The following is a 13,793-nucleotide window of genomic DNA, read 5'->3' as shown; positions in this document are numbered from 1 at the left end:
GCAAGGAGCTGCCGGAGTACATGGTGCCGTCGGCCATCTGCGTCCTGGACGCACTGCCGCTCAGCGCGAACGGCAAGGTGGACCGCAAGGCGCTGCCGGATCTGGACGTCTCCGCGTCCCGGGCCGAGGACTTCGTCGCGCCTCGCGACGCACTGGAAGCCCAGCTCGCGAAGGTGTGGGAGGAGGTCCTGGGCGTGCGGCCTGTCGGTGTGCGTACCAGCTTCTTCGCGCTGGGCGGCCACTCCCTGCTCGCGGTCCGCATGGTGGCCGCGCTTCGAGAGCACCTGGGGCACCCCGTGTCCCTGGCCGCGCTGTTCCAGCATCCCACCGTGGAGGAACTGGCGAAGCTGCTGCGCGACGAAGCAGGAGGATGGTCTCCGCTCGTTCCGCTGGAGAAGGGTGACGCGGGACGCAGGCCCCTGTTCCTCGTGCACCCGGGTGGCGGCAACGTGCTCGCGTACCCGGAGCTGGCGAGGCTGCTGGGCCCCCACCAGCCCGTCATCGGCATCCAGGCCCGAGGGCTCCAGGCCGGCCATGCCGTGGTGGAGACCGTGGAGGAGATGGCCGCCCTGTACCGGGCCGCCGTCCGCGCCGAACAGCCAGAAGGGCCGTACCTCCTCGCGGGCTGGTCGCTCGGCGGCACCATCGCCTACGAGATGGCCCGGCAACTGCGCGCGGAGGGGCAGTCCGTGGGGCTCCTGGCGCTCGTGGATGCCTTCGTTCCCGGGGTGCAGCCGCCTCCCGGAGAGGCCCAGGCGAAGGACCCCGACGGACGCGTGCGCGTCGCCTTCGCCCAGACCGTGGCCCAGGCCTTCTCCCTGACCCTGCCCGTGTCGGAGGAGGCCCTGGAGGGCATGGACGACGAGGCCATGCTGGGCACGCTCCTCGCGGTGGGCATCCAGGCCCACCTCCTGGAAGAAGCGACCGGCCGCGAGCAATTGCGCGCCCTGTTCCGCGTCTACCAGGCCAACCTTCGCGCCATGGACCGCTACGTCCCGGGGCCCTACGAGGGCCCGGCGCTGCTCCTCGCCGCCACGGAGGCGCCACCCACCCCGGGGGTGCCCCGCCACCGCGGCTGGGAGCCCCTGGTGCGGGGGGGACTGGACGTGAAGGACGTTGCTGGGGGACACCACCAGCTCATGCAGGAGCCGTACGTGCGACACGTGGCCGCGCTGCTACGCGAGGCCTTGTTGGAGGAGAAGTCATGACCGTTGAGACATCTGAGACATCCCGCGCGGGCTCGCCATGGCCCAACCGCCTCATCCTGGCCGTCTGGTTCGTGTGCTTCTCCGTCGGCACCCTGGCGCACGTCTACATCGTGAAGACCTTCGGTCTGTTCGCCAATGATCCGGCCGACCCCCAGCCCATGCCGTTCGTGGTCGTGAACGAGCTGTTCACCGTCCTGAACCCGCTCACCATCGCCCTGCTCATCTTCAAGCGGCGGGCGGGCATCCTCTCCGCGCTGGGCGTGGTGGCGCTCGTCTACGTCCTCAACCTGGCCATGATGGTGTGGTTCTGGACCACCAAGCACCACCTCCACATCGCCTGGCTGTACCTCAATGGCACCATGGGGCTGTTCATGGCCCTCACCGCGAAGCGCCTGTGGCGGGCCGCCCCCCCGGCGAAGGCCCTCCCCCCGGCCGCCACCGCCAGTCCCACCTAGCCCCCGCCCCCCTGGCCGTCCCCCGGCCGGGTCCGGGGGCTCCTCCCCCGGGGACGGCCCTGGGGAAACCCCCGGGGGCCTCGCGCATCCTTGAGAAAGAGCGGGGCGGTCGCTATAAGCCCCGACCCACCTACAACGCTGGACCTCCCAACCCATCCTGGGTGGGGGCAAGGCGCACTGGAGAGAAGCACATGAAGCCCGAACTGCACCCGGTCTATCCGCCCGCCCGCATCACCTGCGCTTGCGGCAACGTCGTCGAGACCAAGTCCACCCGCGGCTCGTTCAGCGTGGAAGTCTGCTCGAACTGCCACCCGTTCTTCACCGGCAAGTACAAGCTGCTGGACACGGCCGGCCGCATCGACCGCTTCAAGAAGAAGTACGCGAACAACGCGCCGGCCGCCAAGAAGGGCGCCAAGGCCGCCGAGCCCGAGAAGGCGTAGTCCTTCCGTTCGACAGCATCCGCGGTAACCCACGAGCAGGTCGTGGAGGGCCTCGAAAGACAGAGGCGCTCCCGCCCTGCTCGCGGTGTTTCAACCCTCCGCGCGCGTCAAGTTTTCGAGCGCGCTTCCGGTGCTACAGCCAAATACAGGCAGGAAATTAGACGTAGCACCCAAGTGACCGCACAGTCCGCCGCGTCCCAAAGACGTCTGTCCCAAAGACGGAGGCGTGATGTTCGCGGAAGCTGCTGCCCCTGCCCTGAAGATTGTCCGACGCTCCCAGAACGACAGCGTCTTCGCGAAGCGCGGGGAGGCCTACACGCTGCTTCAGGGCGACAGCCTGGAGCTGATGGCCCAGCTGCCCGAGCAGTCCTTCGACCTCATCTTCGCGGACCCGCCGTACTTCCTGTCCAACGGCGGCACCACCTGCAAGAACGGCAAGCGCGTCTCCGTGGCCAAGGGCCAGTGGGACGTCTCCCGCGGGGTGGAGGAGGACCACGCCTTCACCACGAAGTGGCTCGCCGCCTGCCAGCGCCTGCTGCGCCCCAGCGGCACGCTGTGGGTGAGCGGCACCCAGCACGTCATCTTCAACGCCGGCTTCGCCATGCAGAAGCTGGGCTACAAGCTGCTCAACACCGTCACCTGGTACAAGCCCAACGCGAGCCCCAACCTGGCGTGCCGCTACTTCACGCACTCCACGGAGCTGCTCATCTGGGCCTCGCCGAAGTCCGGCGGCAAGCTCCAGCACGTCTTCAACTACCAGCGCATGAAGCAGGAGAACGGCGGCAAGCAGATGCGCGACGTGTGGGCCCTGCCGCGCAACGGTGACGAGGAGCTCACCGCCGACGGCGCCGGCCGCATGTGGACCCAGACGGCCCCGCGCGGCGAGGAGAAGGCCTTCGGCAGCCACCCCACCCAGAAGCCGGTGGCCCTGCTGGAGCGCATCCTGGAGGCGAGCTGCCCGGAGAACTCGCTCATCCTGGACCCCTTCAACGGCAGCGGCACCACCGGCGTGGCCGCCCTGAAGCACGGCCACCGCTACGTGGGCATCGACATGAACCCGGAGTACCTGACCCTGTCCAAGAAGCGCCTGGACGCGGCCCTGAAGTAGCCCCGACTCACGCGCGCGCGAGGATGAGCTCCACGCCCTGCCGCGCGATGGGGTGGTAGCGCGCCCCGTGCTTCTCGAACGCCGCGCGCGCCACCTTCCGGTGGTCGCGCGACGAGGCGAGCACGCTGTAGAGCGGCTTCAGGTACTTCATCCGGCCCACCTCGCCCAGGAACTCCTCGGCCCGGGGGAGCACCGGCTCGAAGCCCGCGCGCAGCGCCGCCACCAGCCACGCCACCAGCACCTCCGAGTTGCGGCTCTGTGTGAGCGCGTAGCGCGCGTCCAGCTCCTGGAAGACGTCCCGAGCCGCGTCCGCCGGCATCGACTCCAGGTAGAGCTGCCACTCGGTGGGCGTCCAGTCCTTCACGTCGTCCTCGGACGGCACCTTCCCGCGCAGCTTGTCCAACGCCTCCAGCCGCGCGGAGTGGGGCCGGGGCGCACCGTCCGGCACGCCCGGCCGGTTCAGGTACGCCTCCGCGTCCACCTTCGCCAGCGCGCCCGGCAGCTCCTTCTCCGTGAAGCGGACGAACTCCTCCGTGGTGAGCGCCTGGAACCGGTACGTCGCCAGGTAGCGGCGCAGGAAGCCGTCGAAGGCGGGGCGACCCACCGCGTCCTCCAGCGCGCGCAGCAGCAGGTAGCCCTTCTCGTAGGGAATCTGGGAGAAGGCCTCGTCCGGGTCCACGCCCGACAGGTGCGTGCGCAGCGCGGTCAGCTGCGGGTGCGCGCGGAAGTGGTGCAGCGCCTCGTCCAGCGACCGGCGCCCCAGCGCCGCGTGCAGCGCCGCGACCTCCGGCCCCGCCAGCGCCTCCAGGATGCGGCGCTCGGCGAAGACCGTGAAGCCCTCGTTGAGCCAGAAGTGCTCCGCGGACGCGTTCGTCACCAGGTTGCCCGTCCACGAGTGCGCCAGCTCATGCGCCACCACGTTCACCAGGCTCTTGTCCCCCGCGATGAGCGTGGGCGTGAGGAACGTCAGGCGCGGGTTCTCCATGCCGCCGTACGGGAACGACGGCGGCATCAGCAGCAGGTCGAAGCGCTCCCAGTCGTACGGCCCGAACAGCGACTCCGCGGCCCGCAGCATGTCGTCCACGCCCGCGAACTCGTCCGCCGCGTCCTCCAGCGCCTCCGGCTCCGCCCACACCCGCGAGCGCGGCCCCAGCTCCTTCGACGTGAGGCTCCCCACCGCGAAGGCCAGCAGGTACGGCGGCACCGGCTGCGGCATCTCGAAGTGCTCCTCCGCCTCCACGCCGTGCTCCTCGCGGCCCACGAACGAGGCCGCCATCACGGACTTGAGCCCCTTGGGCACGCGCAGCGACGCGCGGTAGCGGATGCGCAGCCGGGGCGTGTCCTGCAGCGGCACCACGCTGCGCGCGTGGATGGCCTGGCACTGGCTGAACAGGAACGGCTGCTGCCCTCCCGCCGTCTGCGACGGGGACAGCCACTGCAGCGCGCTCGCCTCCGGGGACGTGCGGTAGCGCACCGTCAGCTGCTTCAGCCCCGCGGGCAGCTCGATGCGCAGCCGGCTTCCCAGAATGGCCTCCGGGGGGGAGAGGATGTAGGGCAAGGGACGACCCTGGGCATCCACCACCGCCCGGATGTCCAGGTCGCGGGTGTCCAGGTCCAGGGGCCCCGCTGACGCCTCCTTGAGGGTCAGCGTGGCCTCCGCGTGCAGGCGGCGCGTCCGGAAATCGACGCGGGCCTTCCAGTCCAGCGTTTCGGTCTCAGGCTGCGTGCTGTCGTTGTACGAGTGTGGGTCGAGGCGAGCCATGGGGGCTGACTTGTAGTCGGGGAGGCGACCTCCTGGCGAGCACACCCGACGGCAATGCCGGTTGACTTCCGGGTCAATCGCCTACATTTGTGCAGTCCCCTACTTCCTTTCAAGGGAGCCGATTTCCGATGACGACCCGGATCCGAAAAGTGGCGGTGCTTGGCGCTGGCGTGATGGGCAGCGGCATCGCCGCGCATCTGGCCAACTCCGGCGTGCGCGCCCTGCTGCTGGACATCGTTCCGCCCAAGGCCGCGCCGGGCGAGGACACCGCCTCCAAGGCGTTCCGCAACAAGTTCTCGCAAGGGGCCCTGGCCAACCTGCGCAAGGCGAAGCCCAGCCCCATCGTGTCCGAGCAGGTGCTCGCGGCCATCGAAGTGGGCAACCTGGAGGACGACCTCCATCGCCTGGCGGAGTGCGACTGGATCATCGAGGTGGTGAAGGAGGACCTGGCCGTCAAGCAGGCCCTGTTCGCCAAGGTGGAGAAGCACGCCCGCAAGGACGCCATCATCTCCTCCAACACGTCCGGCCTCTCCATCGTGGGCATGACGGAGGGGCGCGGCGCGGAGTTCAAGAAGAACTTCCTCGTCACCCACTTCTTCAACCCCGTGCGCTACATGAAGCTCCTGGAGCTCGTGGCGGGCCAGCAGACCGACCCGGCGGTGGTGAACGCCATCCACCGCTTCGGTGAAGAGGTCCTGGGCAAGGGCATCGTCTACGGCAAGGACACCACCAACTTCATCGCGAACCGCATCGGCGTGTACGGGATGATGCGGACCATCTCCGAGATGCAGAAGTCGGAGCTGTCCATCGAAGAGGTGGACAAGATCTTTGGCCCGGCCATGGGCCGCCCCAAGTCCGCCGTGTTCCGCACCGCGGACATCGTGGGCCTGGACACGTTCACCCACGTGGCGAAGAACTGTTACGACACGCTCACCCACGACGAGGAGCGCGACGTCTTCGCCGCCCCCGACTTCCTCCAGAAGATGGTGGAGAAGGGGATGCTGGGCGACAAGACCGGCGGCGGCTTCTACAAGAAGGACCGCTCCTCCGGCGGCAAGGACATCCTCGCGCTGGACCTGAAGACGCTGGAGTACCGGCCGCAGGCCAAGGTGCGCTTCGACTCGCTGGGCGCCGCGAAGGAGATCGAGAACGTCTCGGAGCGCGTGGCGTCCGTGATGAACGCGGACGACAAGGCCGGCAAGTTCGCCGAGCGCGTCACCCTGGACGTGCTGGCCTACTCCAGCCGCCGCATCCCGGAGATCGCCGACGACGTGGTCAACGTGGACCGCGGCGTGCGCTGGGGCTTCGGCTGGGACCTGGGCCCCTTCGAGGTCTGGGACGCGTACGGCGTGCAGAAGGGCGTGGAGCGCATGAAGGCGCTGGGCCTCAAGCCCGCCGCCTGGGTGGAGGAGATGCTGGCCAAGGGCCGCACGTCCTTCTACGGCGTGCAGGACGGCCGTGACACCTACTGGGACATCCCGTCCAAGTCGGTGAAGCCCGTCGTGGAGAACGCGCGCACCTTCCGCGTGGAGTACCTGAAGCGCGGCAACAAGAAGATCACCGGGAACGACAGCGCCACGCTGTGGGACATGGGCGACGGCGCCACGCTCCTGGAGTTCCACTCCAAGATGAACTCCATCGACGATGACATCATCGCGATGATGAACACCGCGCTCGACGAGACGGAGAAGAACTTCAAGGGCCTGGTCATCGGCAACGACGGCTCCAACTTCTCCGCCGGCGCGAACATCATGGCCATGCTGATGGCGGCCAAGAGCGAGGACTTCGACTCCATCCGCAAGATGGCGTCGGCGTTCCAGCAGGCCAACCAGCGCATGCGCTACAGCCCCGTGCCCGTGGTGACGGCGCCCTTCAACCTCACGCTGGGCGGCGGCGCGGAGGTCACCATGGGTGGCAACGCGGTGCAGGCCAGCGCGGAGCTGTACATGGGCCTCGTGGAAGTGGGCGTGGGCCTCATCCCGGGCGGCGGCGGCACCATGATGCTGCTGCGCAACGTGTTCGGCGCCTACGCGGCGGACAAGGACTTCGACGCGCTGCCCTTCCTCAAGAAGGTGTTCCTGGCCATCGGCACCGCGAAGGTGGCGACGAGCGCGGAAGAGGCGCGCGAGTTCGGCTTCCTGTCGCAGCAGGACGGCATCACGGGCAACCGCGACTTCCTCCTGTCGGACGCGAAGTCGCGCGTGCTGGGCCTGGCGAACGGCGGCTTCCGCCCGCCGCGTCCCACGCGCTTCCGGCTGCCGGGCCCCAACGGCGCGGCCACCATCGACATGATGCTGTACGACATGCAGCTCAACAATCAGATCAGCGCCCACGACCGGAAGATCGCGCAGAAGCTGGCGCGCGTGCTCTCCGGCGGCGACACCAGCCCCTCCGTGCTGGTGACGGAAGACAAGCTGCTGGAGCTGGAGATGGAAGCGTTCCTGAGCCTCATCGGCGAGGAGAAGACCCAGGACCGCATGATGTTCATGCTCGAGAAGGGCAAGCCCCTGCGCAACTAGCGCGAGGCGTTTACGAATGGGTTTCCAGACACGAAATCTGAAGCATGCCCGGACGCTGTCCGGGCAGGGAGACACCTGACATGTCCGGTCGAGTCGTGATTGCCAGCGCGGTGCGCACCCCCTTCACCCGCGCCCACAAGGGAGAGTTCAAGGACACGCGTCCGGATACGCTCGCGGCCCTTGCCATCAAGGAAGCCGTCGCCCAGGTCCCCGGCCTCAAGCCGGCGGACGTGGAGGACGTCATCCTCGGCTGTGCCATGCCCGAGGCGGAGCAGGGCATGAACGTGGCCCGCAACGCGAGCCTGCTCGCCGGGCTGCCGGACACCGTTCCGGGCATGACCATCAACCGCTTCTGTTCCTCCGGCGTGCAGTCGGTGGCGCAGGCGGCGCAGGGCATCAAGTCCGGCATGCTCCAGGTGGCCATCGCCGGTGGCACCGAGTCCATGACCATGGTGCCCATGGGCGGCAACAAGGTCTCCGCCAACCCGGAGATCATGGAGAAGCTGCCGGAGGTCTACACCTCCATGGGCGCGACCGCGGAGAACATCGCGTCGCGCTACGGCGTCACCCGTGAGGACGCGGACAAGTTCGCGGCGGAGAGCCAGCGCCGCGCGGCCACCGCGCGTGAGCAGGGCAAGTTCAAGGAGGAGATCTTCCCCGTCACCACGACGATGTTCGACGAGGACGGCACCCAGAAGCAGGTGACCGTGTCCGTGGACACCATCATGCGTCCGGAGACGACGGTGGAAGGGCTCGCGAAGCTGCGCCCGGCCTTCAACGCCAAGGGCGTGGTGACGGCGGGCAACGCGTCGCCGCTGACCGACGGCGCGGCCGCCGCGGTGGTGATGAGCGAGGAGAAGGCGAAGGAGCTCAACGTCAAGCCGCTGGGCTACTTCGTGGACTACGTGGTCGCCGGCGTGCCGCCCGAAATCATGGGCGTGGGCCCGGTGCCCGCCATCCGCAAGCTCCTGGAGCGCAACAAGCTGAAGATCGAGGACATCAGCGTGTTCGAGCTCAACGAGGCCTTCGCCGCGCAGGCGCTGTACTGCGTCCGCGAGCTGGGCATCCCCCAGGACAAGGTGAACCCCAACGGCGGCGCCATCGCCCTGGGCCACCCGCTGGGCGTGTCCGGCGCGCGCATGGTGGCCACCATCCTGCGCGAGCTGAAGCGCCGCGACGGCCGCTACGGCGTCGTCAGCATGTGCATCGGCGGCGGCATGGGCGCCGCGGCGCTGGTGGAGCTGGCGAAGTAATCCGCTTCACCTTCGCGCCCCCTGTCGCATGAAGGGGGCGCCGAAGGGGACTGTCAGGAGGCCGGGGCGTCCGGGTCGTGGACCGGGATGCCCGCCAGGCGCAGCACCCGCAGCGCGTTGGTGGTGTCCACCACCCCCTGCCGGAGCCGGTAGTCGAACACCATCTTCCCGTCCTCCAGGTGGTCGCGGAAGTGGACGTTCACCACGTGCGAGCCCGGCTCGTCCGCCAGCACCGCCAGGGACAGGTCATGCGTCGTCACCGCGCCGCACGCGCCGGAGGCGAGCAGCAGCCGCAGCACCTCGCGTGAGGCGATCTGCCGCTCGCGGGTGTTGGTGCCCAGGAGGATTTCATCCAGCAGGAAGAGGGCCTGGCCCTTCGCGGCGTCCGCGGCGTCCAGCACCAGCTTCAGCCGCTGCACCTCCGCGTAGAAGTACGACACGCCGCGCTCCAGCGAGTCCTTCACGCGCATGCTGGTGAGCACCTGCACCGGAGACAGCCGGAAGGTGGCCGCGCACACCGGCGCGCCCGCCAGCGCCAGCACCACGTTGGCGCCCACCGCGCGCATCAGCGTCGTCTTGCCGCTCATGTTGGAGCCGGTGATGAGCAGCGCGTGGCGCGCGCCGGGCAGGGACACGTCGTTGGGCACGGGCGCGTCCAACAGCGGGTGGCCCAGCGCGGTGGCCTCCAGGCGCGGGCCCTGGCCCTCCAGCTGGGGCCAGGCGAAGGCCGGGCGGTCATGGGCCAGCCCTCCCAGGCAGCAGAGGGCCTCCAGCTCCGCCAGTCCCTCGAACCACTGGCGCACGTCGCGGCCGTGCGCGGCGCGCCAGCCTTCCAGGGCGAAGAGGGCGTGGATGTCCCAGAGCGTGAGCCAGTGCACCAGCGGATGGAACTGGTGCCGCTTGAACTCGATGAGCGAGTACAGGCGGCTGAAGCGCCGGAAGAGCTCCGACACCGGAGGGCCCCCTTGCGCCCGCAGGCCGGACTGGAGCTGCTTCAGGCGCGGGTGTTCGAAGGCCTGCCGCTCCACGCGCTCGAACAGGGACGCGTAGCGCACGAAGCCGCGCTCGCCCCGCTCCACGGCCTCGTCCATCTGCCTCAGCGTGCGGCGCGTCACCACCGCGATGACCAGCTGCGCGAGCAGCCCCAGCCACACGGCGCTCTCGGGAAGCACGCCCACGATTCCCAGGACGAACAGGGCGAGCGTCACCGGAGGCAGCAGCACCGCCAGCGGACGGGACCAGCGGATGGTCTCCAGCGAGGGGCCGGCCTCCGCCCACTGGATGAAGAGGCCCGGGTCCGCCTTGTCCTTCGCCACCACGCGGGCCTCCACGCAGAGCTCCTGCCGGAAGTCCACGGCCGGCGCCAGCTCCCGCGCCGCCCCCTGCCGCGTCACCACCGTGTCCGCGCCCGCGGGGGAGGACAGCCACGCCGCCAGCCGCTCCTCGCCCGCGCGGGTCGCCGTCTCGTTGATGAGCTGGAAGAGGCTGCCCTGCCCAAAGACATCCAGGTCCGTCGCGTAGAGGTGGTTGGGGGAGAGGAACCGCTCTCCGGTGTCGGTGAAGGCATGCCAGCCGCCCTCCAGCCTCGCGAGCCCGCGCTCATTGAGGAGCGCGAACAGGCGCGCGCGCTGCTCCTTGAGGAACACCTGGTGGTGCAGCACCGCCAGCAGGCCGTAGACGGCGAGGGCGCCCAGCGCCGCCCACCACCAGGGCTTCGGCAGCCGGCCCAGCAACGTCAGCACCGCGATGCACGCGGCCACGACGAAGGCCACGGTGCGCAGGTTGGCGTACCGGGCGCTGACGCGGTCCAGGTCCGCCAGGTCCGCCTGGGCGGCCGCGCGGCGGTCGGTGTACGTGCGATGGGGACTGGAGGGCTCGGTAGGGGCGGGCACGATGGCCGCGCATGCTGTGCGGCCCTCCGCCCGAGGGCAAGCGCACAACGCACCCCGTCATGCCTCGCCGCCAATCGAGAACAGCCGCCGGACTGGAATAGCGATGAATCCGTCTTTTGCTGTTCTATGACTGATACGGTGTCTCGGTTGTCTCACGCGCGCTCCTCGCGCGTGAAGGGACGGGACACATGACCATGAAGGGTTGGAAGTGGAGCGCGCTGCTGGCGCTGCTCCTGGGCACGCAAGCGGCCTTCGCTGGCACGGCGACTGTCTATTATTACACGCCGTACAAGGGCTGGGGCACGGCCTACGTCCACCACGACGCGGGGGGAGCCTGGACCAGCGTGCCGGGGACGTTGATGTCCACGGAGTGCGCCGGCTGGGCGGTGCGGGTCATCACCACCGGGACGGCCAGCACCTTCCAGGCTGTCTTCAACGATGGGCAGAACCACTGGGACAACGCCGCCGGAAATGGTGGCAACTACCTCCTGCCCACGTCCGGCACGCACCAGGTCAAGAACGGCCAGGTGCTGGCGAACGCCGGCTCGCCCTGCACGTCGACGGGGACCAACAGCGCGGAGGTCTTCTATTACACGCGCACGCGGGGCTGGAGCGCGGTGAACTTCCACTACTCGCCCACGGGGGGCACGTGGACGACGCCGCCCGGCATCCCCATGAACGAGACGGCCTGCACGGACTGGGTGAAGAAGACGGTGTCGCTGGGCTCCGCCACCGGGATGAAGGCGGACTTCAACAACGGCAGCGTCTGGGACAACAACAACGGCGTGGACTACAGCCTGGGCATGGGGCTCATCACGGTGAAGGACGGCGTCGTCACCGCCAACGCCGCGTCGCCATGCGTGGTCCTGCCGCCGGACACCACGCCGCCGTCGGTGCCCACGGGCGTCACCGCCACCGCGTCCGGCACGGCCATCAGCGTCGCCTGGAGCGCGTCCACCGACGACCGGGGCGTCACCGGCTACACGCTCACCCGCACGGGCGGCACGCTGGGCACGAAGAGCGTCACCGTCACGGGCACGGCGTACGCGGACAGCGGCCTGGAGGCCCTGACGACCTACAGCTACACGGTGAAGGCCTTCGACGCGGCGGGGAACACGTCCGCGGCGAGCAGCGCCGCCTCCGCCAAGACGGGCTCCGCGCCTCCGCCTCCCGCGCCGGGGACGCCCCTGGGCGGCGACATCCGCGAGGACTCCATCTACTTCGTGATGACGGCGCGCTTCTACGACGGCGACGCGAACAACAACCGCGGCGGCAGCATGCACGTGAAGTCCGGCAACGCGGCCAACAACGACCCGATGTTCCGGGGCGACTTCAAGGGGCTCATCCAGAAGCTGGACTACATCAAGGCGCTGGGCTTCTCCGCCATCTGGATCACCCCCGTGGTGCTCAACCGCTCCGACTATGACTACCACGGCTATCACGGCTGGGACTTCTACCGCGTGGACCCGCGCCTGGAGTCCTCGGGCGCCACCTACCAGGACCTCATCAACGCGGCCCACGCCAAGGGCCTCAAGATCATCCAGGACGTCGTCTACAACCACTCCAGCCGCTGGGGCGCGAAGGGGCTGTGGACCGCGAAGGTGTATGGCGTCCGCGACAGCCAGTGGAGCTGGTACTACGACGCGCCGGTGGCTGGCTTTGAGTACGACGGCCTCACCGTGGAGCCCACGACCGGCAAGTCCTATTACAACGGCGACCTCTGGTCGACGCCGGAGCCCGCGGGCAACACCTGCCGAAGCTGGGGCGTGCCCACGTCCTATACGAGCCAGGAGGGCTACCGCATCTACAACTGCCAGTGGCCCAACCCCACCACCGGCATGTTCCCCGCGAGCCTCTTCCACCAGTGCTGGATTGGGAACTGGGAGGGGGAGGACTCGCGCAGCTGCTGGATCCACGAGGACCTGGCGGACTTCAACACGGAGAACGCCACCGTGCAGGCGTTCCTCATCGACGTGTACAACCGCTACATCGACATGGGCGTGGATGGCTTCCGCGTGGACACCGCCGTGCACATCCCCCGAGTGACCTGGAACCGCCGCTTCCTGCCGGCCGCGCACTCCCACGCGGAGGCGAAGTTCGGCGCCAAGGGCCGTGACTTCTTCATGTTCGGCGAAGTGGGCTCCTTCGTGAACGACAAGTGGAACCGGGGCTCGCCCAACCACTCCGCGCAGTTCTTCACCTGGAAGGAGCGCAAGACATACAGCAGTGACGACGTGGCGGCGGCGCTGGAGCAGTACAACTACGAGCAGACGCAGGGCACGGCCAACCAGCCCACCTCCACCAATGCCTTCCTTCAAGGCAATGCATGGCACGCGCCGGACGCCAGCCAGTTCTCCGGCATGAGCGTCATCGACATGCGGATGCACATGAACTTCGGCGAGGCGAGCAACGCCTTCTGGAATGGCAAGGACTCCGACGACAGCTACAACGACGCCACCTACAACGTCGTGTACGTGGACTCGCACGACTACGGCCCCAACAAGTCCTCCACGCGCTACGCCGGGGGCACGGATGCCTGGGCGGAGAACATGAGCCTGATGTGGACGTTCCGGGGCATCCCCACGCTGTATTACGGGTCGGAGATCGAGTTCCAGGCGGGCAAGCCCATCGACTGCGGGCCCACCTGCGCGCTGGCCACCACCGGCCGCGCCTACTACGGCGCGAACCTGGAGGGCAGCGTCACCGCCAGCGACTTCGGCGTGGTGGGCAGCGCTTCCGGCGCGGTGGCCACCACGCTGAGCAAGCCCCTGGTGAAGCACGTGCAGCGGCTCAATCAGCTGCGCCGCCGCATCCCCGCGCTCCAGAAGGGGCAGTACTCCACCGAAGGCATCACCGGCGCCATGGCCTACAAGCGCCGCTTCACCGACGCGGCGAAGGGCGTGGACAGCTTCGCCCTGGTGACGGTGTCCGGCGGAGCCACGTTCAACGGCATCCCCAACGGCACATACACGGACGCCATCACCGGCGACGTGAGGACGGTGACGGGCGGTTCGCTGAGCGCGACGGTGTCTGGCAAGGGCAACCTCCGCGTGTACGTGCTCGACCTGCCGGGCAACCCGGCACCGGGCAAGGTCGGCGTGGATGGGCCCTACCTGAAGCCGTGAGGCCCGGGATGTGACGCACCGCCCCGGGGGC

General features: G+C 68.9%; 9 protein-coding genes. 7 read left to right on the top strand and 2 right to left on the bottom strand.

Features of this window, described 5'->3' with window-relative positions:
• The 4 genes from GTY96_RS30680 to GTY96_RS30665 all read left to right on the top strand — a co-directional run.
• On the top strand, positions 1 to 1,208 hold a 1,208-nt coding region (locus tag GTY96_RS30680; RefSeq protein ID WP_161666578.1), incomplete at its 5' end, for an alpha/beta fold hydrolase.
• Positions 1,205 to 1,663: a hypothetical protein gene (locus GTY96_RS30675; protein WP_161666577.1), complete on the top strand. Its 459-nt coding sequence runs from the start codon at positions 1,205 to 1,207 to the stop codon at positions 1,661 to 1,663. The genes GTY96_RS30680 and GTY96_RS30675, both read left to right, overlap by 4 nt.
• A gap of 191 nt (positions 1,664 to 1,854) precedes the next feature.
• Positions 1,855 to 2,103: a 50S ribosomal protein L31 gene (gene rpmE, locus GTY96_RS30670; RefSeq protein ID WP_143909378.1), complete on the top strand. Its 249-nt coding sequence runs from the start codon at positions 1,855 to 1,857 to the stop codon at positions 2,101 to 2,103.
• Between the two features lie 229 nt (positions 2,104 to 2,332).
• Positions 2,333 to 3,211 (top strand): DNA-methyltransferase, encoded by an 879-nt coding sequence (locus GTY96_RS30665; protein ID WP_143909375.1) that lies wholly within the window; start codon positions 2,333 to 2,335, stop codon positions 3,209 to 3,211.
• Positions 3,212 to 3,218: 7 nt separating this feature from the next.
• Here the strand turns inward: GTY96_RS30665 and GTY96_RS30660 are convergent, their stop codons facing one another.
• Complete coding sequence (locus tag GTY96_RS30660) at positions 3,219 to 4,973, bottom strand: M1 family metallopeptidase (protein ID WP_161666576.1); 1,755 nt, start codon at positions 4,971 to 4,973, stop codon at positions 3,219 to 3,221.
• Between the two features lie 128 nt (positions 4,974 to 5,101).
• Between GTY96_RS30660 and GTY96_RS30655 the strand changes: the two genes are divergently transcribed.
• On the top strand, positions 5,102 to 7,492 hold the full coding sequence (locus GTY96_RS30655; protein WP_161666575.1) for a 3-hydroxyacyl-CoA dehydrogenase/enoyl-CoA hydratase family protein: 2,391 nt from the start codon (positions 5,102 to 5,104) through the stop codon (positions 7,490 to 7,492).
• An 80-nt stretch (positions 7,493 to 7,572) separates the two neighbouring features.
• Complete coding sequence (locus tag GTY96_RS30650) at positions 7,573 to 8,745, top strand: thiolase family protein (RefSeq protein WP_143909369.1); 1,173 nt, start codon at positions 7,573 to 7,575, stop codon at positions 8,743 to 8,745.
• 53 nt (positions 8,746 to 8,798) lie between these two features.
• On the opposite strand, the gene GTY96_RS30645 is transcribed toward GTY96_RS30650, so the two are convergent.
• Positions 8,799 to 10,637, bottom strand: a complete 1,839-nt coding sequence (locus tag GTY96_RS30645; RefSeq protein WP_161666574.1) for a MutS-related protein — start codon at positions 10,635 to 10,637, stop codon at positions 8,799 to 8,801.
• 188 nt (positions 10,638 to 10,825) lie between these two features.
• Here GTY96_RS30645 and GTY96_RS30640 point away from each other — a divergent pair, with 188 nt between their 5' ends.
• The gene (locus tag GTY96_RS30640) at positions 10,826 to 13,762 is read left to right on the top strand and encodes a carbohydrate binding domain-containing protein (RefSeq protein WP_161666573.1); all 2,937 of its coding nucleotides are present in this window, start codon (positions 10,826 to 10,828) and stop codon (positions 13,760 to 13,762) included.
• Positions 13,763 to 13,793 lie beyond the last annotated feature (31 nt).

The organism is Corallococcus silvisoli, from assembly GCF_009909145.1.
Lineage (GTDB): Bacteria > Myxococcota > Myxococcia > Myxococcales > Myxococcaceae > Corallococcus > Corallococcus silvisoli.
This window is presented reverse-complemented; position numbering and strand designations above follow the sequence as displayed.